This is a genomic window from Burkholderia sp. Se-20373 (genome assembly GCF_017104705.1).
Taxonomy (GTDB): Bacteria; Pseudomonadota; Gammaproteobacteria; order Burkholderiales; family Burkholderiaceae; genus Burkholderia.
The window spans coordinates 1-24,096 of record NZ_JAAGPH010000095.1; the positions used below are offsets into that span (position 1 = coordinate 1).

The following is a 24,096-nucleotide window of genomic DNA, read 5'->3' on the forward strand; positions in this document are numbered from 1 at the left end:
ACGGCGAGGCGAAGGCCGCGAGCGTCTGGATCAACGAGCGGGTCGTGAGCGAAGCCGACGATCCGGCCATCGCGATCGCGTGGCGCGGTGCGCTTGCATCGCTCGACGAGCCGTTCGGCACGCTTGCCCGAACGTGGCCGACGGTGCGCCCGCCCGCGTTCCGGCCGCATCTGCTCGCCGATCCGGTAAAATTACGCGTTTCAGCACACTAACAAGCCGCGCCGCCGCGCGAGCCGACCCTCCGGGCCCCGCCCGGAGCGCCGCCCGCAACGGAGCGCCAGCGCCACGAAGGCTCTTCATGCTTACGTTTCAGCAAATCATCCTGACGCTGCAGTCCTACTGGGACAAGCAGGGTTGCGCCCTGCTCCAGCCCATCGACATGGAAGTCGGCGCGGGCACCTCGCACGTCCACACGTTCCTGCGCGCGGTCGGCCCCGAGCCGTGGCGCGCCGCGTACGTGCAGCCGTCGCGCCGCCCGAAGGACGGCCGTTACGGCGAGAACCCGAACCGCCTGCAGCACTACTACCAGTACCAGGTCGTGCTCAAGCCGGCGCCGGAAAACATCCTCGACCTGTACCTCGGCTCGCTCGAGGCGCTCGGCTTCGACCTGCAGCAGAACGACGTGCGTTTCGTCGAGGACGACTGGGAAAACCCGACGCTCGGCGCGTGGGGCCTCGGCTGGGAAGTGTGGCTGAACGGGATGGAAGTCACGCAGTTCACGTATTTCCAGCAGGTCGGCGGCCTCGACTGCAAGCCGGTGCTCGGCGAGATCACGTACGGCCTCGAGCGCCTCGCGATGTACCTGCAGAAGGTCGAGAACGTGTACGACCTCGTGTGGACCGAGTGGGAAGAGCAAGGCCCGAACGGCCCCGAGCTGCGCCGCCTGTCGTACGGCGACGTCTACCACCAGAACGAGGTCGAGCAATCGACCTACAACTTCGAGCACGCGAACGTCGACCTGCTGTTCACGTTCTTCAACAGCTACGAAGCGGAAGCGAAGAAGATGATCGACGCGCAGCTCGCGCTGCCCGCGTACGAGCTCGTGCTGAAGGCCGGCCACACGTTCAACCTGCTCGATGCGCGCGGCGCGATCTCGGTCACCGAGCGCGCGGCGTACATCGGCCGCATCCGCGCGCTGTCGCGTCTCGTCGCGCAGGCTTACTACGACTCGCGCGAGAAGCTCGGCTTCCCGATGCTCGGCAACCCGCCGGGCGTGCCGGGCCTCACCACCGACGCCCAGGACGCCGCACAGCCGGCGTGGGCGCCGCCGCTCAAGGTCGAACGCAAGATCGATCAGGACTGACGAGACGAGATTCATTCCAATCATGACGCACAATCATCCCGCCCCCCTGCTCGTCGAATTGCTGACCGAAGAGCTGCCGCCGAAGGCCCTCGCGCGCCTCGGCGACGCATTCGCCGAAGGTCTCGCGCAACGCCTCGCGGCGCGCGACCTCATCGAAGGCGAACTCGTGTTCGAACGCTACGCCACGCCGCGCCGCCTTGCCGTCGTCGTGCAGAACGTGCGCGCCGTCGCCCCTGAAAAGCAGGTCCGCGAAAAGGTCCTGCCCGTGTCGGTCGCGCTCGACGCCGAAGGCAAGCCGACGGCCCCGCTCGCGAAGAAGCTCGCGGCGCTCGGCCACCCGAACCTGTCGATCGCCGATCTCGAGCGCGCGCAGGACGGCAAGGCCGAAGCGTTCTTCATCAACTATTCGGCAGCCGGCGCGACGCTCGCCGACGGCCTGCAGGCCGCGCTCGACGAGACGCTCGAGAAGCTGCCGATCCCGAAGGTGATGACCTACCAGCGCCCGGACGGCTCCGACGTGAAGTTCGTGCGCCCGGTGCATCGCCTGACGGTGCTGCACGACGATCGCATCGTGCCTGTCACCGCATTCGGCGTCGACGCCGGCGACACCACGCTCGGCCACCGCTTCCTGTCCGACGGCCTCGTCGCGATCCAGCATGCGCGCACCTACGCCGACACGCTGCGCGACAAGGGCCGTGTGATCGCGCACTTCGCCGATCGCCGCGAAACGATCCGCACGCAGCTGAACGAGCACGCGAACGGCGATACCGTCGTGATGCCCGAGTCGCTGCTCGACGAAGTGACGTCGCTGGTCGAATGGCCGGTCGTCTACCCGTGCCGCTTCGAGGACGAATTCCTGCAGGTCCCGCAGGAATGCCTGATCCTCACGATGCAAACCAACCAGAAATATTTCGCGCTGACCGACGTCGCCGGCAAGCTGCGCTCGCGCTTCCTGATCGTGTCGAACATCGAGACGAAGACGCCGGGCGAGATCATCGAAGGCAACGAGCGCGTCGTGCGCCCGCGCCTCGCCGATGCGAAGTTCTTCTTCGAGCAGGACAAGAAGAAGCCGCTCGCCGACCGCGTGCCGCAGCTCGCGAACGTCGTGTATCACAACAAGCTCGGTTCGGCGCTCGCACGCGTCGAGCGCCTTGAGGCGCTGGCCGGCGAGATCGCCCCCGCGATCGGCGCCGACGCCACGCACGCGAAGCGCGCCGCGCGTCTCGCGAAGGCCGACCTGCTGACCGACATGGTCGGCGAGTTCCCGGAACTGCAGGGCACGATGGGTACGTACTACGCGCGCCACGACGGCGAAGCCGACGACGTCGCGCTCGCCTGCGCCGAGCACTACCAGCCGCGCTTCTCCGGCGACGCACTGCCGACCACGCCCGTGTCGACCGCCGTCGCGCTCGCCGACAAGCTCGAGACGATCGTCGGCATCTGGGGCATCGGCCTCGCGCCGACCGGCGAGAAGGATCCGTTCGCGCTGCGCCGCCACGCGCTCGGCGTGCTGCGCCTGCTGCTCGAAAAGCAGTTGCCGCTCGATCTCGTGTCGCTGCTGCGCACGGCCCATGCACGCTTCGAAGGCGTGCCGGGCGTGGCCGAATCGACCGATGCGATCCTCGCGTTCTTCATGGATCGCCTGCGCGGCCTGCTGCGCGAGCGCGGCTATTCGGCCGGTGAAATCGACGCGGTGCTGAGCCTGAACCCGACGCGCGTCGATGATCTCGTCGCGCGCCTCGACGCGGTGCGCGAGTTCACGCGCCTCGCGGAAGCCGAAGCGCTCGCGGCCGCGAACAAGCGGATCTCGAACATCCTGAAGAAGTCGGAAGGCGGCGCGAACGGCACGGTGCAGCCGACGCTGCTCGTCGAGGCGGCCGAGAAGGCGCTGCACGAACAGCTCGCGGCCGTGACGCCGCACGTTCAGTCGCAGCTCGAGGCGCGTGCGTACACGGGCGCGCTGTCGGCGCTCGCCGCGCTGCGCGCACCGGTCGACACGTTCTTCAACGACGTGATGGTCAACGCGGAAGATCCGGCCCTGCGCGCGAACCGTCTCGCGCTGCTGTCCGCGCTGCACCAGCAGATGAACTGCGTCGCCGACATCTCGAAGCTCGCCGCATAAGGGCCGCACGATGCCGACCAGCCCCAACCGAAAGCTCGTCGTCCTCGACCGGGACGGCGTGATCAACGTCGATTCGGATGCGTTCATCAAGACGCCCGACGAATGGATCGCGCTGCCCGGCGCCCTCGAGGCGATCGCCCGGCTCAACCACGCGGGTTATCGCGTGGTCGTCGCGACCAACCAGTCCGGCATCGGTCGCGGGCTGTTCGACATGGCCGCCCTCAACGAGATGCATCTGAAGATGCATCGCGCGGCGGCCGCGGTCGGCGCACGTATCGACGCGGTGTTCTTCTGCCCGCACACGGCCGAGGATCACTGCGACTGCCGCAAGCCGAAACCCGGCATGATGCAGATGATCACCGAGCGCTTCGAGATCGATCCCGATCACACGCCGGTCGTCGGCGATTCGCTGCGCGACCTGCAGGCCGGCGTCGCGGTCGGCTTCCAGCCGCACCTCGTGCTCACCGGCAAGGGCAAGAAGACGCTCGCCGCCGGCAACCTGCCGCCCGGCACGAAGATCCACGACGACCTGCGCGCGTTCGCGCTCGATTTCCTTTCACACGAACACGAGTGATGCAGCCGCCGCGCGCATCCTCCCTAACGCCAGACTTACGCCGATGCGCTTCGTCCGCTCCCTGCTGCTGCTGATCTACTTCGTCCTGTACACGGTGCCGTATGCCACCGCGTGCTTCATCGCCTTTCCGTTCATGCGCTCCGACGCGCGCTACTGGATGGCCGCCGGCTGGTGCAAGTCGACGCTGTGGGTCGTGCGCTGGCTGAACGGCATCCGCTACCGGATCGAAGGGTACGAGAACCTGCCCGACGGCCCGGCGGTGCTGCTGTCGAAGCACCAGTCCGCGTGGGAGACGCTCGCGTTTCCGGCGCTGATGCCGAGGCCGCTTTGCTACGTGTTCAAGCGGGAGCTGCTGTACGTGCCGTTCTTCGGCTGGGCGCTCGGCATGCTGCACATGGTCAACATCAACCGCAAGGAAGGCAAGAACGCGTTCACGTCGGTGATCCGCCAGGGCAAGAAGCGCCTGTCGGAAGGCGCATGGATGATCATGTTCCCGGAAGGCACGCGCACGCCGGTCGGCAAGCAGGGCAAGTACAAGACGGGCGGCGCGCGCTTCGCGATCGAAACCGGTGCACCCGTCGTGCCGATCGCGCACAATGCAGGTCGGGTGTGGCCGCGCAACTCGTTCACGAAATTCCCGGGCGTCGTCACCGTGTCGATCGGCAAGCCGATCGCGAGCGAGGGGCTGACGCCCGATGCATTGAACTCGCAGGTCGAAGCATGGATCGAAGCGGAGATGCGCCGGATCGATCCCGATTCGTATCGCCAGGCGGGCAATGCAGGCACGCGCGATGCCGCGCGTGTCTGACGCCCCCAGGTTGCAGCCGTTGCGTACGACAAAAAGAAGCGAACTGATGAAACAGCGTCCGCGGCCACGGCCTGCCGTCGTGGCTCTCGATCATCGCCAGATGGATCTGCCGCTCTTCGACGGGCCGGCCGCCGCACCGTCGGCGCCCGCCACGCCGCCGGCGCCGCCCGAAGCGGCACCCGCGGCGCCCCTCGATCCGGGCCCGGCGCCCGACCGCTCGCGCGTGCGCACGTTCGCGCTCGACAGCCGCGTGCTCGAATACCGGCTGAAGCGCTCCGCGCGCCGCACGATCGGCTTCACGATCGACGGCAGCGGGCTGTCGATCACCGCGCCGCGCTGGGTCACGCTCGCCGACATCGAAGCCGCGATCGCCGAGAAGCAGCGCTGGATCTTCGCGAAGCTCGCGGAGTGGAAGACGCGCACCGAACAACGCGCGCTGCCGCAGATCGACTGGCGCGACGGCGCGGCGCTTCCCTATCTCGGCAAGACGGTGACGATCGCGCTCGGCGCGGGCGCCGTCGCGTTCGATACCGATGCGCTCCGGCTCTCGCTGCCGCTGCCCGTGCAGGCCGACATGCAGCAGATCAAGGATCGCGTGCAGGGCTGGCTGCAAGGCGAAGCCAAGCGGATCTTCGGCGAACGCCTCGCCGTCTATGCGGAGAAACTCGGCGTCACGTATTCGATGTACGCGCTGTCGTCGGCCGCGACGCGCTGGGGCAGCTGCTCGAGCGACGGCAAGATCCGGCTGAACTGGCGGCTGATCCATTTCCCGATGTCGATCATCGACTACGTCGTCGCGCACGAGCTCTCGCACCTGCGCGAAATGAACCACAGCCCGGCCTTCTGGCAGACCGTCGAATCGATCTTCCCCGAGTTCCGCGAAGCGCGGCACACGCTCAAGCATCACCCGCCCGAGTTGCTGCCGTCGCTGTGACGCGCACGGCGTCGGCGTCTCCGCCAACGAAAAAGGGCGATGCGGGTCACCCCGCATCGCCCTTTTTTGCTGCCGCGGCGCACATCGCACGCTGCAGCCCGGCTCATCCGGCGCTCACTGAGCCTTCTTCTGGATGAACTCGATCTTGTAGCCGTCCGGATCCTCGACGAACGCGATCACGGTCGTGCCGTGCTTCATCGGGCCCGCTTCGCGCGTGACCTTGCCGCCTTGGGCCTTGATCTGCTCGCAGGCCTTGTACGCATCGTCGACTTCGAGCGCGAGGTGGCCGAAGCCGTTGCCGAGATCGTAGGCCGGCGTATCCCAGTTATGGGTCAGCTCGATCACCGTGTTGTCGCTTTCATCGCCGTAGCCGACGAATGCGAGCGTGAACTTGCCTTCCGGATAGTCGTCGCGGCGCAGCACCTTCATGCCGAGCAATTCGGTGTAGAACTTGATCGAGCGGTCGAGATCGCCGACTCGCAGCATCGTATGCAGCAATCGCATGTGTGGTACTCCTGTGGGGACTTTCCAGAACCGGGAACTCTACCAGAGTCGGGTGAATTTCGCCGGGGGCGCCTAGCCGGGGGCGCCTAGCCGGGGGCACTTAGCCGGGGCCATCCATGGGCGACCAGCGGGAGGCGCCTCGCCTGAACGCGGCCGATATGGCCCGTCTGCGCCAACCGACGCGATCACGGCGGCGTAAAACGGCACGATCCGGCTCGCCCGGCTACTGCGCCGATCGGGTAACATCCTTCCACCTCGCACCAAAAACGGGCATGCGACCCACTGCCCGAACGCGACCACTCCTTCCCCGAGACAGCCACACTGCCGTGCGAAACCGCCGATTCGAGCGCGCCGGATGCGCCACCCTCCCGACCTTGCAACCGCCGCGCCGAACCGGCGAGGTTCGCCGATGACCACGCTCGCCGCCGTCCCCATGCGCCGCGCGCTCGACACGCGCGCCGTCGGCCTGATGCTGCTGCTGTGCGCGATCTGGGGCTTCCAGCAAGTCGCGATCAAGAGCACGAACGCCGCGATCGCACCGATGTTCCAGGCCGGGCTGCGCTCGGTGATCGCGGCGGTGCTGCTGTGGGGCTGGGCCCGCTCGCGCGGTACGCCGCTGTTCCAGGCGGACGGCACGTTCGGCGCGGGCCTCGCAGCCGGGGCGCTGTTCGCCGGTGAATTCATCAGCGTGTTCTTCGGGCTGACGCTGACGAGCGCGTCGCACATGGCGATCTTCCTGTACACGGCACCCTGCTTCACCGCGCTCGGCCTGCACCTGTTCGCACCGGGCGAACGGCTGCAGCGCACGCAGTGGGCCGGCGTCGGCCTGGCATTCGCCGGCATCGCGCTCGCATTCGCGGACGGCTTCCTGAAACCGCGCGCGCCCGGCGCGTCGGTACTGGCCGGACTTGCCGGCGACGCGCTCGGGATCCTGGGCGGCGCGATGTGGGCCGCGCCGACGGTCGTCGTGCGCTCGACGGCGCTCGCGCGGGCGAGTGCAAGCAAGACGCTGTTCTACCAGCTCGCGGTATCGGCGGTCGTGCTGGTCGCGCTTGCCGCCCTGTTCGGCCAGGTGTCGTTCGCGCACGTCACGCCGGTCGCGGTGGCAAGCCTCGCGTACCAGTCGGTGATCGTCGCGTTCGTCAGCTACCTGTCGTGGTTCTGGCTGCTGACGCGCTACAGCGCGTCGCGGCTGTCGGTCTTCACGTTCCTGTCGCCGCTGTTCGGCATCGCGTTCGGTGTGCTGCTCCTCGGCGAATCGGTCGGCTGGCGCTTCATGTCCGCGGCCGCGCTCGTGCTGACCGGCATCGCGCTCGTCAACGCGCCGCCGCGACGGCGGGCATGACGACCCGGCGCAGCACGCGCGCCCATGCAGCAATAAAAAAGGCTGCCTCGCGGGGCAGCCTTTTGTTCCCATCCGGTACGGCTCGCGTAACCGGCCTCAACCGGCCTTGCGCACCGCCGCGAGCGCCTGCGCGACGCCGACGTATTCGGCCACGCTCACGTCTTCCGCACGGCGTGCGAGATCGAAGCCGAGCGCGTCGAAATCGATCGTCTCGCGATAGTCGCCAAGCGTATTGCGCAGCATCTTGCGGCGCTGCGAGAACGCGGCGGTGACGATTTCACCGAGCAGCACGGGATCGACGTCCGGCAGTTCGTGCGGTTCGTACGGAATCATCCGGACGATCGCCGAATCGACCTTCGGCGGCGGCTGGAACGATTCCGGCGGCACGTCGAGCATCTTCTCCATCACGTAGCGGTACTGCAGCATCACCGACAGACGCGAAAACGCCTTCGTGCCCGGCTCCGCGACCATCCGCTCGACGACTTCGTTCTGCAGCATGAAATGCTGGTCGATGACCGCATCGGCGAACGTCATCAGGTGAAACAGCAGCGGGCTGGAAATGTTGTACGGCAGGTTGCCGACGATCCGCAGCGACGGCTTGTCGCCGGGCGCCGCGAGCGACCGGAAGTCGAACGCGAGCGCGTCGCCGGCGTGCAGTTCGAGCAGCGCGCCGAAGCGTCGCTGCAGGCGCCCGATCAGGTCGCGGTCGAGCTCGACCGCATGCAGCGGCGACTCGGGCGTCGCGAGGCGCTCGATCAGCGGCTCGGTCAACGCGCCGAGCCCGGGGCCGATCTCGACCATGCGCTGGCCGCGCGCGGGGCCGATCGTCGAGACGATCGAGTCGATCACGCCGTGATCGACGAGGAAGTTCTGCCCGAAGCGCTTGCGCGCGAAATGGCCTTGGTGCTGTCTGCTGTTCGACATCGACTGAGTAAAACGAAAAATACGACGAAAGAGGTGAAGCCGAGCCGCGTCAGGCCGTGCGGCGATGGCGCGCCATCGTGACGGCCGTGTCGAGCGCGGCGATCATGCTGCCCGGATCCGCGCGGCCGGTGCCGGCCAGATCGAGTGCCGTGCCGTGATCGACCGACGTCCGGATGATCGGCAGCCCGAGCGTCACGTTGATGCCCTCGCCGAACGTCGCGTACTTCAGCACGGGCAGCCCCTGGTCATGGAACATCGCGAGCACGCAATCGGCGTCCGCGAGATGGCGCGGCTGGAACAGCGTGTCGGCCGGATACGGGCCGCGCGCGTCGATGCCCTGCGCGTTCGCGCGGGCCAGCGCCGGCGAGATCACGTCGATCTCCTCGCGGCCGAGATAACCGTTCTCGCCCGCGTGCGGGTTCAGGCCCGTCACGAGGATGCGCGGTGCGGCGAGACCGAAGTCGCGCCGCAGGTCGCGATCGATGATCGCAAGTGTCTCGACGAGCCCGTCGACCGTGAGTGCGGCGGACACGTCCTTCAGCGGCAGGTGCGTGGTCGCGAGCGCGACGCGCAGCGGCTGGTGGCCGGTACCGGCCAACATCATCACGACCCGCGGCGTATGCGTGCGCTCTGCCAGGTATTCGGTATGGCCGGTGAACGGCACGCCCGCATCGTTGATGGTGCTCTTCTGCAGCGGCGCGGTGACGATCGCATCGTACCGGCCAGCCAGCGCGCCGTCGATCGCCGCGTCGAGCAACCCGAGTACGTACGGGCCGTTCGCGGCGTCCAGCTTGCCCGCCTGCACGGGCACGGCGAGCGCGTGATGCGCGACCGACACCGGCCCGCTGCCGGCCAGCGTGGCCCGGTCGGCGCCGACGGCCGCCGCACGCGCGTCGAGCAGCGCCGCATCGCCGAGCACGGTGAAATGTGCGTCGGGCCAGCGCTGCGCGGCATCACGCAGCGCCTGCACGGTCAGCTCCGGGCCGACCCCCGCGGGTTCGCCAGTCGTGATCGCGATCTGCAGCGCGGGTGTGGTCATCCGAAGCTCGCTCAGTTCGCCGGGCCGACGCCGCCGATCTTGTACTGCACGTACGACGAATCACGCAGCTCGCGCAGCCAGTCGGCATAGGCCTGCTCGGCCTTGCGCTGGCCGATCGCCTGACGCGCGATATCCATCTGCTGCTGCACCGAGCCTTCCGCTTCGCGGCGGCTCAGCACCTGGATCAGGTGATAACCGTACTCGGTACGGATCGGCTGACTGACCTGGCCGTCCTGCAGGTTGTTCATCGCGCGCTCGAATTCCGGCACGGTCTCGCCCGGGCTGATCCAGCCGAGATCGCCGCCTTGCGACGCCGACCCGTCCTGCGAGTAGGTGCGCGCGAACTTCGCGAAATCGCCGCCGGCCTCGACCTGGTTGCGGATGTCAGCCAGTTGCTGGCGCGCCTGGCCTTCCGACTTGCCTTCGCCCACGCGCAGCAGGATGTGGCGCACGTGCGTCTGGACGATCTTCGGTGCGGCGGCGGTCGCGCCCTGGCTCTGGCGGCGATCGACGAGGCGCACGATCTCGAAGCCGTCCGGCACGCGGATCAGCGTCGGGTTGACCTGGCCCGGGCGCAGCTTCGATGCGGCGTCGACGACGTCGGCCGGCAGCGCGCTCGGCGCCTTGAAGCCGAGGTCGCCGCCCTTCTTCGCGTCGTTCGCTTCCGAATTGTTCTTCGCGAGCTTCTCGAAGTCGGCGCCCGACTTCGCCTGCTGCAGCAACGCGTCAGCCTTCTTCTGCGCGGCTTCGATATCGGCCTGCGGCGCGTTGGTCGGCGCCTTGATGAAGATGTGCTGGAAGCGCAGGTCCTGCTGTTGCGACGCACTCGGCCCGCGCTGGCTCGCGATGTAGTTCGCGACCTCGGCGTCCGACACGGTGATCTTGCCGTCGACCTCACGCTCGCGCAGCTTCGACAGCATCAGTTCGGTACGCGCGTCGCTCGTGAAGATGCTCCAGGGCACGCCTTGCGCCTCGAGACGCGCGCGGTACTGCTCGAGCGTCATGCCGTTCGCCTGCGCTAGACGCTGCAGCGTGGCCTGCACGGTCGCGTCGTCGATGCGGATCCCGTCGTCCTTGGCCTTCTGCACCTGGATACGCTCGAGCACCATCTGGTTCAGCACCTGCGCGCGCAACTGGTCGGTCGGCGGCACGGGCGCATTCTGCTGCTGCAGCCGGCGCGCGATCAGGCCGGCACGCTGGTCGAGTTCGCGGCCCGTGATCACGTCGTTGTTGACGACCGCGACGACTTCGTCGGCGAGCTGCGCACCTTGCGAACCGAGCGCCTGCGCCGCGGCCGGCGCGGCGGCGAGCAGCGCGGAGGCCGCAGCGAGGCTGGACACGACTGCCGCGAAACGAAGGGTTTTCTTCATTGCCACTGGAACTCCATTGAAATCGTGCTGACCGGTGCTGACAAGCCGGCGTTACTCGTAGTTGCTGAAGCGGGACATCGGCGGCGGCGGCGGCGGCAGCGGCGTGTAGCCCGGGACCCCGGCGCGGAACGCCGACACGAGGCCGTTGTCGACGGTCGACAGACCCTTGAGCGTCAGCTGCATCATGACTCGCGTCGACGAACTCTGCTGTCCCGACGAATTAATGCCGTTCGCTGCCCGTTGCACCCCGACCCCGAGCGCCCAGCAGTCCGCGTCGTATTGTAAGCCGACCAGACCGTCGACCACGCGATCGCCGGCGAGGTCGTAGTTGAAGCGGCCGATCGCATACAGGCGGCGCGTGAGCGGCCATTGCGCGGACACCAGGAACTGGTTGATCGGCTGGTTGTCGAGCGTGGTGTTCGATCGCGTGTAGCGGTAGCCGACGTTGATCACGCGGCGCTCGCCCGGGCTGTAGCCGAAACCGACGCTCGACTTCACGAGCTGGTTGTTGTTCTGGTTGTACTGGAACGCCGTCTCCGACATGAAGCCCGAGCCGAGCTTCAGCGCGGCGCCGACGATCAGGTCGGAGTGGCGCGCCTGCGCGGCGGCCTGCCCGGAATTCAGCGTGACGCGCTGATCGGCGAAATAGTACTGCTGCGCGATCACGAAGCGCGCACGCTCGTCGCCGGTGCGCGGATCGATGAAGCGCGACGTGAGGCCCGCCGTGATCCGGTTCGCATCGGCGATCCGGTCGTTGCCGACGAACGTGTTCGGCTGGTAGATCTCGGCGAGGCCGAAGTCCGACTCCGCGGTGTCGAACAACGGTGCGTTCGACTGGTCGCGATACGGCGTGTACACGTAGTACAGGCGCGGCTCGAGGGTCTGGATGAAGTCCTGGCCGAACAGGCGCACCGAGCGGTCGAAGATCAGCCCCGTATCGAAGCTCACGGTCGGGATCGACTCGGTGAAGCGCTTCGGGCTGTTCGGCGTGGTCGACGACAGGTAGTTCAGGTCGTACGACGCGAAGTGGTACTGGACCTTCGGCACGACGAAGTAGCCGGGGCCGTACACGCCGTACGAGATGTACGGATTGAAGACGATCCGGTCACCCTGGGTCGCATCGGCCGTCGTGATGCGGAACCGCGAATAGTCGGCTTCCGCGCCGAAGTCGAAGCCGCCGACGTTGTACTTCGTGTACTTCACGTTCAACTGCGGCTCGCGGCTGTACGGCGCGATCGACGGCGGCAGCGTCTGCCAGTGCTGGTAGCGCGCGAGCACCGACCACGGGCCGTTGTTGTACGTGATACCGGCTTCCTGCTGGTACAGCGTCTGCGTCCCGTTGATGAACTGGTTCGCCGACCCGAGGTCTTCGGGATACGTATTGTCCGAGACCTTGTTGTAGTAGACGTAGCCGCCGAAGCCGCCGCCGAAATTCTGCTGGTGCTGCCAGTAGATCGCGTAACGGTTGCGGTGCGCGAGCCGGTCATCCGGCAGGTAATTGGCCGTAAACGTGCCCGAATACGACGGCGACAGGTAGCGGAACGTCGCCTCGGCCATCACGCCGCGCCGCGAGATGATGCGCGGCGTGAGCGTCAGGTCGCGGTTCGGCGCGATGTTGAAGTAGTACGGCAGCGTCAACTCGAAGCCATTCTTCGAGTCCATCGAGAACGTCGGCGGCAGCAGGCCGCTGCGCCGCTCGCCCGACAGCGGGAACGTCATCCACGGGCTCGCGAAGATCGGCACGCCCTGGAAGAACAGCACGCCGTTGCGCGCGGTGCCTTCGTCGGCACCCGTATCGAAGTCGAAGCGGCTGCCCTTGATGTACCACGCGGGGTTCGTCGAGCACTGGCACGCGGTGTAGGTGCCGTTGACGAACACCGAGCGCTCGTTGTCGACCATGTCGACGCGTTCCGCGCTGCCCGAGCCGCCCGTCACGTTGAAGTGATACTTCGGCGCCGTCATGAAGCCCTGGTTCGCCTCGATCTTCAGGTGCGCCTCGGGGCCCGCGAACGACGTGCCGGCATTGTTGATCCTGACCTGGCCGTACGCATCGGCCATGTCGGTATCCTGATCGTAGTGGATCGCGTCGGCCTTCACGACGGCGTCACCGCGCCGCAGCTCGGCCGAACCCTTCGCGGCGAGATCCTGCTCGGCCGTGCCGCTCGTGTGGTCGGCGATCACGAACGCGGCCGGCTTCGCGCCGTCCTTCAGCGGATGATCCTCGAGCTGGGGCGCGAGACGCAGATCCCACGGCGAGTCGAGCGGCTGCGGCTGCGCGGCCGCGCCCGACAGCTGCGCGTACGACACGGCCGGCACGAGGCCGGGCACGGCCAGGAGTGCGAGCGCGAGCCGCCGTTTGCGCGGCGCCCCGTCACCGGGGAAAACATTCGGGAATAGCGGTTTGGGCGGCATCTATCGTTTGGCGAATCGCCCCTTGTCAACCGCGCCGTCGCGGCACATGCGCGCGCGGCAGGCCGCACCGTCGCACCGCGACTGCGGCTGAGCGCAAACCGGGGAGGCGTTCGGGCGACCGCGCGACAGGCGGCGGGCCTGCACGGCGGAAAGCTGACGCGGGGCGCGTCAAAAAAGTCGTGGGGTATTATATGGCAAGACGTTCCCCCCTCCGCCGAGTTTCATGACGCCCCCATCCGCCGCATCCCAGCCCGACGCCCGCCTCGAAGCGCTCACCACGTGGCTGCACCCGCTCGCCGAACGCTACGCGCTCGACCTGTCGCCCCTCGCGCCCGCCTCGTCGGACGCCAGTTTCCGCCGCTATTTCCGTGTCGCGTCGGCCACGAGCGCCGGCGGCACGCTGATCGCCGTCGACGCGCCGCCGCCCGAAAAGTGCCGTGAATTCGTCCAGGTCGCGCAACTGCTCGCCGCGGCCGGCGACCACGTGCCGGACGTGCTGGCCCACGATTTCGACGCGGGCTTCATGCTCGTGACCGATCTCGGCCGCACGTCGTACATCTCGGTGCTCGATCCGGCCGACCCGGCCGCCGCGAAACCGCTGATGCGCGCGGCGCTCGACGCGCTGATCCGCTTCCAGCTCACGTCGAAGCCCGACGTGCTGCCGCCGTTCGACGAGGCATTCCTGCGGCGAGAGATGGAGCTGATGCCCGAATGGTTCGTCGGCCGCCACCTTGGCAAACCGGTCACCGACGCGATGCGCGGCACGCTCGACCGCACCTTCGCGCTGCTGGTCGCCAGCGCGCACGCGCAGCCGCAGGGTTTCATGCTGCGCGATTTCATGCCGCGCAACCTGATGGTGTGCGAGCCCAACCCGGGCATCCTCGATTTCCAGGATGCCGTCTACGGGCCGCTGACGTACGACGTCGTGTCGCTGCTGCGCGATGCGTTCATCAGTTGGGACGAGGAATTCGAGCTCGACTGCTTCGCGTACTACTGGGAAAAGGCGAAAAAGGCCGGCCTGCCGGTCGACCCCGATTTCGGCGAGTTCTACCGCCAGCTCGAATGGATGGGGCTGCAGCGCCACATCAAGGTGCTCGGCCTGTTCGCGCGAATCAATTACCGTGACGGCAAGCCGCACTACCTGAACGACCTGCCGCGCTTCATCGCGTATGCGCGCAAGGTCGCGCTGCGCTATCGCCCGCTCGTGCCGTTCGCGAAGCTGCTCGACGAGCTCGAGGGCAACGCACCGGCCGACGTGGGCTATACGTTCTGATCGTTCCGACTCTCCTGACACCCGGCCGAACATGAGCAACACCCTGACCACGGCGATGATCTTCGCCGCCGGGCGCGGCGAACGGATGCGCCCGCTCACCGACACCCGCCCGAAGCCGCTGCTCGAAGCGGGCGGCAAGCCGCTGATCGTGTGGCAGATCGAGGCGCTCGCCCGCGCGTGCATCGAGACGATCGTGATCAACCACGCGTGGCTCGGCGAGCAGATCGAGGCCGCGCTGGGCGACGGCTCGCGCTGGGGCGTACGGCTCGTGTATTCGGCCGAAGGCGAAGCGCTGGAAACCGCGGGCGGTATCGCGCAGGCGTTGCCGCTGCTCGAGCGCGACGGGCAGCCGGCCGTGTTCGCGGCGGTCAGCGGCGACGTGTACTGCGCGTTCGACTACCGGTCGCTCGCGCCGCGCGCCGCCCGGATGACCGCGCTCGACGCGCCGGCGATGCACCTCGTGATGGTGCCGAACCCGCCGTTCCACCCGGCCGGCGACTTCGCGCTCGGCGCCGATGGCCGCCTTGCGCTCGACGGCGCCGCGCGCTTCACGTTCGGCAACATCGGCCTGTACGACACGCGGATGTTCCGCGATCTCGCGCCCGGCACGCGGCGCGCGCTGACGCCGTACTATCGCGCGGCGATCGAAGCCGGCCGCGCCAGCGGCGAACTGTACGAAGGTATCTGGGAGAACGTCGGCACGCCCGCGCAGCTCGGCGAGCTGGATGCGCGGCTGCGCGCCGCGGAGTGAGCGGCTGACGGGTCGTCGGGCTGATTGATCAAACGGTCGGCCAGCTGGCTGGTCGGCTGGCGGGCTGACCGACGAACGGCCAGGTCAGCCTGGTGATCAGACGGTTCGGCGCCTGCCGGACCATCGTGCCGGCCCGGCTCCCGCCCAACTGGCACGCCCGCTTCCGCTGCGCCCGCCCCGCGCGCAGCCCCGCCGCTCAAGCGGCTTCCGCCTCTTCCCCGCCCGCCGCCGCGCGCTGCTGCTGCAGCGCCCACATCTGCGCATACAACCCGTCGGCGCGCACGAGTTCGTCGTGCGTGCCGCGCTCGACGATCCGCCCGTGGTCCATCACGAGGATCTGCTGCGCGTGCACGACCGTCGACAGCCGGTGCGCGATCACGAGCGTCGTGCGATGCCGCGCGATCTGGTCGAGTTCGTGCTGGATCGCGCGCTCCGAGCGCGAATCGAGCGCCGATGTCGCTTCGTCGAACAGCAGCACCGGCGGGTTCTTCAACAGCGTGCGCGCGATCGCGACGCGCTGCTTCTCGCCACCCGACAGCTTCAGCCCGCGCTCGCCGACCGGCGTGTCATAACCCTTCGGCAGGCTTTCGATGAAATCGTGGATGTGCGCGGCACGCGCGGCCGCGATCACCTCGTCGCGGGTCGCGCTCGGCCGGCCGTACGCGATGTTGTAGTAGATCGAGTCGTTGAACAGCACGGTGTCCTGCGGCACGATCCCGATCGACGCGCGCAGCGAGTCCTGCGTGACGTCGCGGATGTCCTGGCCGTCGATCCGGATCGCACCGCCCGCCTGCCGATCGAGATCGTAGAAGCGGAACAGCAGCCGCGACAGCGTCGACTTCCCGGAGCCGCTGTGGCCGACCACCGCGGTCGTCGTGCCCGCGTCGATCGTGAACGACACGTCGTGCAGGATCTGCCGCGCCGGCTCGTACGCGAAATTCACGTGCTCGAAGCGCACCTGCGCGCCGGCGACCGCAAGCGGCCGCGCATCGGGCAAGTCGGCCACTTCCTTCGCGGCCGACAGCAGCCCGAACATGCGATCCATGTCGGTGAGGCTCTGCTTCAGTTCGCGATAGACGACGCCGAGGAAGTTCAGCGGAATGTACAGCTGCAGCATGAACGTGTTGATCAGCACCAGATCGCCGAGCGTCAGCTTGCCCGCGAGCACGCCCTGCGTCGCACGCCACAGGATGAACACGAGCCCCGTGCCGATGATCGCCTGCTGGCCGAAGTTCAGCACCGACAGCGAATTCTGCGAACGGATCGCGGCCTTCCGGTAGCGCTTCAGGTTCTCGTCGTAGCGCTGCGCTTCCCACTCCTCGTTGCCGAAATACTTGACCGTCTCGTAGTTGATCAGCGAATCGATCGCCCGCGAGTTCGCACGCGAATCGAGTTCGTTCATCGTGCGGCGGAAATGCGTGCGCCAGTTGGTGACCTTCACCGTGAACACGATGTACGTGACCAGCGCCGCGAACGTCACGTACGCGTAATAGGCCTCGTACTTGACCACGAAGAAGCCGAGCACGAGCCCGACCTCGACGAGCGTCGGCAGGATGCTGTACAGCGAATACGAAATCAGCTGCTGGATGCCGCGCGTGCCGCGCTCGATGTCGCGCGACATGCCGCCGGTCTGGCGCTCCAGGTGAAACCGCAGCGACAGCCCGTGCAGGTGCCTGAATACCTGCAGCGCGAGCTGGCGCACCGCGCTCTCGGTGACCTTCGAGAACAGGATCTCGCGCAGCTCGGTAAACAATGAAGTGGACAGCCGCACGAGCGCGTACGCGACGACCAGCAGCCCCACGCCGCCCGCGAGCACGATGCCTGCCGACTGTTCGGCGCGGCCGATCGCGGTGATCTGCTGGACGTAGGACAGGTGGTCGACGATGCGCTTCATCACGACCGGCACGCCGAGGTTCGCGACCTTCGCGCCGATCAGGCAGCCGAGCGCGAGCGCGACGCGCCATTTGTAGGTGGTCAGGTACGGCAGCAGCGACCGGATGGTTTGCCAGTCGTTGCGGGGCCCGGTCGAAGCCGGCGCGGGCTCGCCGGAAGCAGGAAATCGGCGCATGGGGGGAAGGATCGGCGGCGGTGCCGGACGCGTGCATCGGCGGCCGGCTTGCTCACTTTCTCGTACAATTTGCGAACGTTGTATTGTCGCAGAAGCCGCCTCGCGCCGCTGCCGGCGCCCTCGCCGGCCGGCCTGCGCGCGGCGGCGCATTTATTACAGGATGAAAGCCCCCGCCATGACCGATTCGACCCTCGAACTCCCGCAAAAGCAGCCCGCGCTGCGCGTCGTCCCGCAACCGCACGACGCGAACGTCCACGGCGACGTATTCGGCGGCTGGATCATGTCGCAGGTCGACATCGCCGGCTCGATCCCCGCGAGCCAGCGCGCGAACGGTCGCGTCGCGACGGTCGCGGTCAATTCGTTCGTGTTCAAGCAGCCGGTGTTCGTCGGCGATCTGCTGAGCTTCTACGCGACCATCACGCGTACCGGCAACACGTCGATCACGGTCGACGTCGAGGTGTACGCGCAGCGCATGCGCCTGATGGGTGAAATCGTGAAGGTCACCGAAGCGACGCTCACCTACGTCGCGACCGGCACCGACCGCAAGCCGCGGCAACTGCCGCCGCTCTGACGGACGAGCGCCGCGCGGCGGCGCTTCCCCCTGCCTTCGGCCGCCTCAGTGCGTGGCCGTCAGCCCGAACTCCCGCATCGCGGGCAGGAAATCGTGGTTCAGCTTCGGCTTGCGCGACAGCTTCACCAGCACGTAGCGCTGGAACGGTGCGAGCCGCTGCCACTGCGCAAGCTCGGGCGCCATCAGCCCGGCCAGCGCGCTCTGCTGCACGAGCGACTCCGGCACGATGTCGGTGGCACGCCAGGCCGGCCGCTCGTCCGGCTGGAACCACGAGGGCTCCAGATCCGCGTGCGTACGCAGCATTTCGAACAGCGCGTGATCGAAGTTGGGCTCGATCGCGGTGTCCTCGTCTGCCGGAAAGCGCGCGAGCAGCTTGCGGTCCTCGAGCGGCAGCAACTGCCACTGCTCCAATGAGATCCGCAGACCGAAACGGTCGAGATTGAAACGCACGATCATCGGGATGTACGTGAAGTTTTCCGACGAATCGTGTTCGAAGGCGAATAGCAGTGGAGCGTCGCTGAGTCCCATGATCGTGACCTGATGTGGCGGATACCGGCGCGGCCGGCTTGCCTGGGGTATTTTAGAACCTCTGCGCGCGGGTGGCGGATACGATTGCCGCCGGCCCCGCGTGCCGAATCAACGGGAGTGCTCGTGAATCCGACCGAATCCGGCGACTTGCGCGACGAACCGCGCGGCGCGATCGAACTGTCCGTGCGCCGCACGCGCGGCGGCGCCGTCGAAACCGCACACGACTACGTGGGCCAGGAATGGCCCGTCGCGCTCGTCTTCAACGGCATCTCGCATGCGGTGATGATGTGTACGCCGTGCGACCTCGAAGCGTTCGCGGTCGGTTTCGCGATCTCGGAAGGGATCGTCGCGCGCGGCAGCGACATCAAGGACATCGACGTGATCCTGCACGCCGACGCGCCGCTGCCGCATGCGGAAGTCCACCTGGAGGTCGTCCAGCAGGCGTTCGCCGCGCTGAAGGACCGGCGCCGTGCGCTCGCAGGGCGTACCGGCTGCGGCGTCTGCGGGATCGAAAGCATCGACCTGCTCGACCTCGCGCCCGAACGCGTGCCCGATACGGGCTTTCTCGCACGCCTCGCCCCCGACGCGCTGACGCGCGCGGCGCAGGCGCTGCCGGTTCACCAGGCGCTCACGCGGCTCACGGGCGGCCTGCATGCGGCCGCGTGGTGCGACGCAACAGGCGCGATCCGGATGGCATTCGAGGACGTCGGCCGCCACAACGCACTCGACAAGCTGATCGGCTCGCTCGTGCTGTCGCGCGCCGACACGACCGACGGCTTCGTGTTCCTGTCGAGCCGCGCGAGCTACGAGCTCGTGCGCAAGGCCGCACGGGTCGGCATCCCGCTGGTGGCGACGATCTCAGCGCCGTCGTCGCTCGCGATCGAGATCGCGAAAGCGGCCGGCTTGCGGCTCGTCAGCTTCTGTCGCGAAACCGGCCACGTCGACTACGGCACGGCCTGATCGCGATCCCGGGAGCGCGCCGGCCATCCGCCGCCGGCGCGCCCAGCTCCGTCAGACGGTCAGTCGAACTGACGGAAATCCGGCTTGCGCTTCTCGAAGAACGCCGTCATCGCCTCGCGCGCTTCCGGCGCGCGCAGCATCGCAGCGAAGTGACCCGCTTCCTCGGCCATCCGCGCCTGCGTCGCCACCCCGCCCGTCTCCTTCAGCAGCGCCTTCGTCACACGCAGCGATGCCGCCGGCAGCGCCGCGAGCTTTGCCGCCTGCTTCGCCGCGAACGCGTCGAGCTCGGCCGCCGGCAGCACACGGTTGACGATGCCGATCCGGTGCGCTTCCAGCGCGTCGAACGCTTCGCCGAGCAGCAGCTTCTCGGCCGCGACCTGATGGCCGGCCAGACGCGGCAGCAGCGCGCTCGACGCGGCTTCCGGGCACAGGCCGAGCTGCGTGAACGGCAGCGAGAACGTCGCGGTGTCGGCCGCGTAGACCAGATCGCAGTGCAGCAGCATCGTCACGCCGACGCCGATTGCCAGGCCCGGCACCGCGGCCACGATCGGCTTGCTCGCGCTGCTGATCCGCGCGAGAAACTGGAACACCGGCGCGGTGTCGTCCTTCGGCGGCGACTTCAGGAAATCCTCGAGATCGTTCCCCGCCGTGAAGTTGCCGTCGCCGCCGCGCAGCAGGATCACCCGAACCGCCTTGTCTTCCTGCGCTTCGGCGAGTGCGTCGGCCATCGTCTGGTACATCGCCGCCGTCAGCGCGTTCTTTTTCGCCGGGCGCGCGATCGTGATCGTCATCACGCCATCGGCGCGTTCCACTTGAATTTCGGCCACAACCGTCTCCTTTGACTTTTCCTCTATCGGAATGAAAAAACGGTGCGCGAGCTCGTGGCCCGCGCACCGTCGCAGCTTGTCGTCGTGCTCCGCTTACAGGCGTTCGATGATGCCCGCGGCACCCATGCCGGTGCCGACGCACATCGTGACCATCCCGTACTTCAGGTTGCGGCGGCGCAGGCCGTGCACGACGGTCGCGGCACGGATCGCGCCGGTCGCGCCGAGCGGGTGGCCGAGGGCGATCGCGCCGCCCATCGGATTGACCTTCGACGGGTCGAGGCCGAGATCGCGCATCACCGCCAGCGATTGCGCGGCGAACGCTTCGTTCAGTTCGATCCAGTCGAGATCGTCCTGCTTCAGGCCGGCGGCCTTCAGCGCGGCCGGAATCGCTTCCTTCGGGCCGATGCCCATGATTTCCGGCGGCACGCCACGCACCGCGAAGCTCACGAAGCGCGCGAGCGGCGTCAGGTTGAATTCCTTGAGCACCTTCTCCGACACGACGAGCAGCGCGCCCGCGCCGTCCGACGTCTGCGAGCTGTTGCCGGCCGTGACCGAGCCCTTGTTCGCGAACACCGTGCGCAGCTTCGCGAGGCCTTCGATCGACGTATCCGCACGCGGACCTTCGTCGAGCTTGATCTCGCGCGTCTTCACGTCGACTTCACCGGTCGCGAGGTTCGGGAAACGCTCGGTGATCGTGTACGCGGCGATCTCGTCGTTGAACTCGCCGGCCTGCTGGGCGGCAAGCGCCTTGCGGTGCGACTCGACCGAGAACGCGTCCTGGTCTTCGCGGCTCACCTTCCACTGCTCCGCGACGCGCTCGGCCGTCAGGCCCATCCCGTACGCGATGCCGAAGTCTTCGTTGCGATCGAAGATGTGCGGCGACATCGACGGCTTGTTGCCCATCATCGGCACCATGCTCATCGATTCGCAGCCGCCCGCGAAGATCGCGTCCGATTCGCCGACGCGGATGCGGTCGGCCGCCATCGCCAGCGCCGTGATGCCAGACGCGCAGAAGCGGTTGACCGTCACGCCGCCGACCGTCTGCGGCAGGCCCGCGAGCAGCGCGCCCATGCGCGCGACGTTCAGGCCCTGCTCGGCTTCCGGAATCGCGCAGCCGATGATCGCGTCTTCGATCAGCTTCGTGTCGAAGCCGGGCACCTGCGCCACCGCCGACTTGAGTGCGTGGACCAGCAGCTCGTCCGGGCGCGTGTTCTTGAAGACACCGCGCGGGGCCTTGCCGATCGGCGTGCGGCTGGCGGCGACGATGTATGCGTCTTGCAATTGTTTGCTCATTTGAGACTCCTTGCCTTATCCGCTCGCTCAGTTACGCACCGGCTTGCCGGTCTGCAACATGCCCATGATCCGTTCCTGCGTCTTCTGCGTGCCGAGCAGCTCGACGAACGCACGGCGCTCCAGCGCGAGCAGCCACTGCTCGTCGACCAGGCTGCCGGCTTCGACGTCGCCGCCGCACACGGCTTCGGCGATGCGGCTCGCGATCAGGTAGTCGTGGTCGCTGATGAAGCGGCCGTCACGCATGTTGACGAGCGATGCCTTGATCGTCGCGATCGCCGAACGGCCGGCGACCGGCACGTCCTTCGCGCGCAGCGGTGCGCGGTAGCCGGTTGCGGCCAGCGCACGCGCTTCCTTCTTCGCGGTGTCGAGCAGTTCGAACACGTTGAAGATGATCGTGTCGGACGGCTTCACGTAGCCCATCGCACGCGCATCGTGCGCGGACGCCGACACTTTCGCCATCGCCGCGTTCTCGAACGACTTCGTGACGAACTTCAGGATGTCGGTGGTCGCGTTCGCGGCCGTTGCGGCGTCCGCTGCGCGCAGCGCCGCTTCCTTCAGGCCGCCGCCCGCCGGCACGAGGCCGACGCCCACTTCGACGAGACCGATGTAGCTCTCGACGTGCACGACACGCTTCGCGCTGTGCAGCATCAGCTCGCACCCGCCGCCGAGCGCGATGCCCGACACGGCCGCGACGACCGGCACGTTCGCGTACTTCACGCGCAGCATGCCTTCCTGGAACTTCTTCACGAACGGCTCGATGCCCTTCGCGCCGCCCATCATGAACGCGGGCATCGCCTCTTCGAGGTTCGCACCGGCCGAGAACGGGCCGCCCGGCGTGCCGAGCTTCAGCGACGTCGGCTGCCAGATCACCACGCCCTTGTAATCCTTCTCCGCGAGTTCGATTGCCTGCACGAGGCCGTCGATCACGCTCGGTCCGATCGTGTTCATCTTCGACTTGAACGACACGATCACGACGTCGTCTTCACCTGCCCGGTCGTCGACCCATGCACGCACGGCATCGGTCTCGAACAGCGTCTTGCCATACGTCTTCGGATCGGCGCCGGCTTCGCCGAGCAGCGGCGCGCGGAACACCTGCTTGTCGTAGACCGCGAGGTCCGAACGCGGCACGAAGCGCTTGGCTGCCGGCGCCCACGAGCCTTCGGCCGTGTGCACGCCACCCTTTTCCGCCACCGCGCCTTCGAGCACCCACGACGGCAACGGCACGTTCGCGAGCGCCTTGCCGGCCGCGATGTCTTCCTGCACCCATTCGGCGACCTGCTTCCAGCCGGCAGCCTGCCAGCCTTCGAACGGGCCTTCGTTCCAGCCGAAACCCCAGCGGATCGCGAGGTCGACGTCGCGCGCGTTGTCGGCGATCGATTCGAGATGCACGCCGATGTAGTGGAACACGTCGCGGAAGATCGACCACAGGAACTGCGCGTGCGGATGGTCCGTTTCACGCAGCAGCTTCAGGCGTTCCGCCGGCGGGCGCTTCAGGATGCGACCGACGGTTTCGTCCGCCTTCGCGCCCGAATCCACGTAGGTGCCCGTCTTCGCGTCGAGCACCTTGATCGCCTTGCCTTCCTTCTTGTAGAAACCGCCGCCCGTCTTCTGGCCGAGCGCGCCCTGCTTCACCAGTTCGGCGAGCACGGCAGGCGTCTGGTAGACCGGGAAGAACGGATCGTCGGCGAGGTTGTCCTGCATCGTCTTGATCACGTGCGCCATCGTGTCGAGGCCGACCACGTCCGCGGTGCGGAACGTCGCCGACTTCGCGCGGCCGAGGCGGCTGCCCGTCAGGTCGTCGACTTCGTCGAAGCGCAGGCCGAACTTCGCGGCCTCGGTGATCACCGCGAGGATCGAGAAGATGCCGACGCGGTTCGCGATGAAGTTCGGCGTATCCTTCGCGCGCACGACGCCCTTGCCGACGATGCTCGTCAGGAAGGTTTCGAGCTGGTCGAGGATTTCCGGGCGCGTATGCGCGGTCGGGATCAGCTCGACGAGGTGCATGTAGCGCGGCGGGTTGAAGAAGTGCACGCCGCAGAAGCGCGACTTCAGCTCGTCCGAGAAACCTTCGGACAACTTCGTGATCGACAGGCCCGACGTGTTGGTGGCGAAGATCGCGTTCGGCGCGATGTGCGGCGCGACCTTCTTGTACAGGTCGTGCTTCCAGTCCATCCGCTCGGCGATCGCCTCGATCACGACGTCGCATTCGGCGAGCTTCGCGATGTCGTCTTCGTAGTTCGCTGCCTCGAGGTACTTCGCGTCGTCCTTCACGCCGAACGGCGCGGGCGACAGCTTCTTCAGGTTCTCGATCGCCTTCAGCGCGATCGCGTTTTTCGGGCCTTCCTTGGCCGGCAGGTCGAACAGCAGCACCGGCACGCGCGCGTTGATGAGGTGCGCGGCGATCTGCGCGCCCATCACGCCGGCGCCCAGCACGGCGACCTTGCGAATCAGGAAATTGCTCACGGGATGTCTCCGGATAGTGTCGTGCAG

At 67.6% G+C, this 24,096-nt stretch carries 21 protein-coding genes; 11 read left to right on the plus strand and 10 right to left on the minus strand.

Going from position 1 to position 24,096, the window contains the following annotated elements; all coding sequences use genetic code 11:
* The 6 genes from G3N96_RS26060 to G3N96_RS26085 form a co-directional block, all read left to right on the plus strand.
* Positions 1 to 212, plus strand: a 212-nt coding sequence (locus G3N96_RS26060; protein ID WP_206138965.1) for a hypothetical protein, incomplete at its 5' end; no start/stop codon positions are given.
* Positions 213 to 298: 86 nt separating this feature from the next.
* Positions 299 to 1,303 carry a glycine--tRNA ligase subunit alpha gene (gene glyQ / locus G3N96_RS26065; protein WP_011885965.1) on the plus strand — a complete coding sequence of 335 codons (1,005 nt, stop codon included), beginning with the start codon at positions 299 to 301 and terminating at the stop codon, positions 1,301 to 1,303.
* 22 nt (positions 1,304 to 1,325) lie between these two features.
* Positions 1,326 to 3,425, plus strand: coding sequence for a glycine--tRNA ligase subunit beta (gene glyS, locus G3N96_RS26070; RefSeq protein ID WP_124580765.1), 2,100 nt, complete (start codon positions 1,326 to 1,328; stop codon positions 3,423 to 3,425).
* A gap of 10 nt (positions 3,426 to 3,435) precedes the next feature.
* Entirely contained in the window at positions 3,436 to 3,999 is a 564-nt protein-coding gene (gene gmhB / locus G3N96_RS26075) for a D-glycero-beta-D-manno-heptose 1,7-bisphosphate 7-phosphatase (RefSeq protein WP_124580763.1), read from the plus strand.
* 43 nt (positions 4,000 to 4,042) lie between these two features.
* Positions 4,043 to 4,807, plus strand: a complete 765-nt coding sequence (locus tag G3N96_RS26080) for a lysophospholipid acyltransferase family protein (RefSeq protein ID WP_089473530.1) — start codon at positions 4,043 to 4,045, stop codon at positions 4,805 to 4,807.
* A gap of 46 nt (positions 4,808 to 4,853) precedes the next feature.
* Positions 4,854 to 5,741, plus strand: a complete 888-nt coding sequence (locus G3N96_RS26085; protein WP_124580759.1) for a SprT family zinc-dependent metalloprotease — start codon at positions 4,854 to 4,856, stop codon at positions 5,739 to 5,741.
* A gap of 114 nt (positions 5,742 to 5,855) precedes the next feature.
* Here the strand turns inward: G3N96_RS26085 and gloA are convergent, their stop codons facing one another.
* Positions 5,856 to 6,245, minus strand: coding sequence for a lactoylglutathione lyase (gene gloA, locus G3N96_RS26090; protein ID WP_089426290.1), 390 nt, complete (start codon positions 6,243 to 6,245; stop codon positions 5,856 to 5,858).
* A gap of 409 nt (positions 6,246 to 6,654) precedes the next feature.
* Here gloA and G3N96_RS26095 point away from each other — a divergent pair, with 409 nt between their 5' ends.
* Complete coding sequence (locus G3N96_RS26095; RefSeq protein WP_206138966.1) at positions 6,655 to 7,590, plus strand: DMT family transporter; 936 nt, start codon at positions 6,655 to 6,657, stop codon at positions 7,588 to 7,590.
* Between the two features lie 96 nt (positions 7,591 to 7,686).
* On the opposite strand, the gene rsmA is transcribed toward G3N96_RS26095, so the two are convergent.
* From rsmA to G3N96_RS26115, 4 genes are read right to left on the minus strand one after another with little or no spacing between them, the layout of a single operon-like run.
* Positions 7,687 to 8,514 carry a 16S rRNA (adenine(1518)-N(6)/adenine(1519)-N(6))-dimethyltransferase RsmA gene (gene rsmA / locus G3N96_RS26100; protein ID WP_206138967.1) on the minus strand — a complete coding sequence of 276 codons (828 nt, stop codon included), beginning with the start codon at positions 8,512 to 8,514 and terminating at the stop codon, positions 7,687 to 7,689.
* 49 nt (positions 8,515 to 8,563) lie between these two features.
* Positions 8,564 to 9,553 carry a 4-hydroxythreonine-4-phosphate dehydrogenase PdxA gene (gene pdxA / locus G3N96_RS26105; RefSeq protein ID WP_089456890.1) on the minus strand — a complete coding sequence of 330 codons (990 nt, stop codon included), beginning with the start codon at positions 9,551 to 9,553 and terminating at the stop codon, positions 8,564 to 8,566.
* 11 nt (positions 9,554 to 9,564) lie between these two features.
* Complete coding sequence (locus tag G3N96_RS26110; protein ID WP_124580753.1) at positions 9,565 to 10,923, minus strand: peptidylprolyl isomerase; 1,359 nt, start codon at positions 10,921 to 10,923, stop codon at positions 9,565 to 9,567.
* A 51-nt stretch (positions 10,924 to 10,974) separates the two neighbouring features.
* Complete coding sequence (locus tag G3N96_RS26115; RefSeq protein WP_124580751.1) at positions 10,975 to 13,335, minus strand: LPS-assembly protein LptD; 2,361 nt, start codon at positions 13,333 to 13,335, stop codon at positions 10,975 to 10,977.
* Between the two features lie 223 nt (positions 13,336 to 13,558).
* On the opposite strand from G3N96_RS26115, the gene G3N96_RS26120 reads away from it, so the two are divergent.
* Positions 13,559 to 14,608 carry a phosphotransferase gene (locus tag G3N96_RS26120; RefSeq protein WP_206138968.1) on the plus strand — a complete coding sequence of 350 codons (1,050 nt, stop codon included), beginning with the start codon at positions 13,559 to 13,561 and terminating at the stop codon, positions 14,606 to 14,608.
* Between the two features lie 31 nt (positions 14,609 to 14,639).
* Entirely contained in the window at positions 14,640 to 15,359 is a 720-nt protein-coding gene (murU, locus tag G3N96_RS26125) for an N-acetylmuramate alpha-1-phosphate uridylyltransferase MurU (RefSeq protein ID WP_206138969.1), read from the plus strand.
* A 196-nt stretch (positions 15,360 to 15,555) separates the two neighbouring features.
* Here murU and G3N96_RS26130 read toward each other — a convergent pair whose 3' ends face one another.
* A complete protein-coding gene (locus tag G3N96_RS26130) occupies positions 15,556 to 17,427 on the minus strand; it encodes an ABC transporter ATP-binding protein/permease (RefSeq protein ID WP_089495609.1) in 1,872 nt (623 codons plus the stop codon).
* Positions 17,428 to 17,602: 175 nt separating this feature from the next.
* Here G3N96_RS26130 and G3N96_RS26135 point away from each other — a divergent pair, with 175 nt between their 5' ends.
* Positions 17,603 to 17,998 carry an acyl-CoA thioesterase gene (locus G3N96_RS26135; RefSeq protein ID WP_059684352.1) on the plus strand — a complete coding sequence of 132 codons (396 nt, stop codon included), beginning with the start codon at positions 17,603 to 17,605 and terminating at the stop codon, positions 17,996 to 17,998.
* Between the two features lie 45 nt (positions 17,999 to 18,043).
* On the opposite strand, the gene G3N96_RS26140 is transcribed toward G3N96_RS26135, so the two are convergent.
* Positions 18,044 to 18,526 (minus strand): nitrate reductase associated protein, encoded by a 483-nt coding sequence (locus G3N96_RS26140; RefSeq protein WP_124580741.1) that lies wholly within the window; start codon positions 18,524 to 18,526, stop codon positions 18,044 to 18,046.
* 123 nt (positions 18,527 to 18,649) lie between these two features.
* Here G3N96_RS26140 and fdhD point away from each other — a divergent pair, with 123 nt between their 5' ends.
* Positions 18,650 to 19,486: a formate dehydrogenase accessory sulfurtransferase FdhD gene (fdhD, locus tag G3N96_RS26145; RefSeq protein ID WP_124580739.1), complete on the plus strand. Its 837-nt coding sequence runs from the start codon at positions 18,650 to 18,652 to the stop codon at positions 19,484 to 19,486.
* Positions 19,487 to 19,545: 59 nt separating this feature from the next.
* On the opposite strand, the gene G3N96_RS26150 is transcribed toward fdhD, so the two are convergent.
* The 3 genes from G3N96_RS26150 to G3N96_RS26160 form a co-directional block, all read right to left on the minus strand.
* Positions 19,546 to 20,313 carry an enoyl-CoA hydratase gene (locus tag G3N96_RS26150; protein WP_206138970.1) on the minus strand — a complete coding sequence of 256 codons (768 nt, stop codon included), beginning with the start codon at positions 20,311 to 20,313 and terminating at the stop codon, positions 19,546 to 19,548.
* Positions 20,314 to 20,406: 93 nt separating this feature from the next.
* The gene (locus G3N96_RS26155) at positions 20,407 to 21,606 is read right to left on the minus strand and encodes an acetyl-CoA C-acyltransferase (RefSeq protein ID WP_039360089.1); all 1,200 of its coding nucleotides are present in this window, start codon (positions 21,604 to 21,606) and stop codon (positions 20,407 to 20,409) included.
* Between the two features lie 27 nt (positions 21,607 to 21,633).
* Positions 21,634 to 24,069 (minus strand): 3-hydroxyacyl-CoA dehydrogenase/enoyl-CoA hydratase family protein, encoded by a 2,436-nt coding sequence (locus tag G3N96_RS26160; RefSeq protein ID WP_046544448.1) that lies wholly within the window; start codon positions 24,067 to 24,069, stop codon positions 21,634 to 21,636.
* Positions 24,070 to 24,096 lie beyond the last annotated feature (27 nt).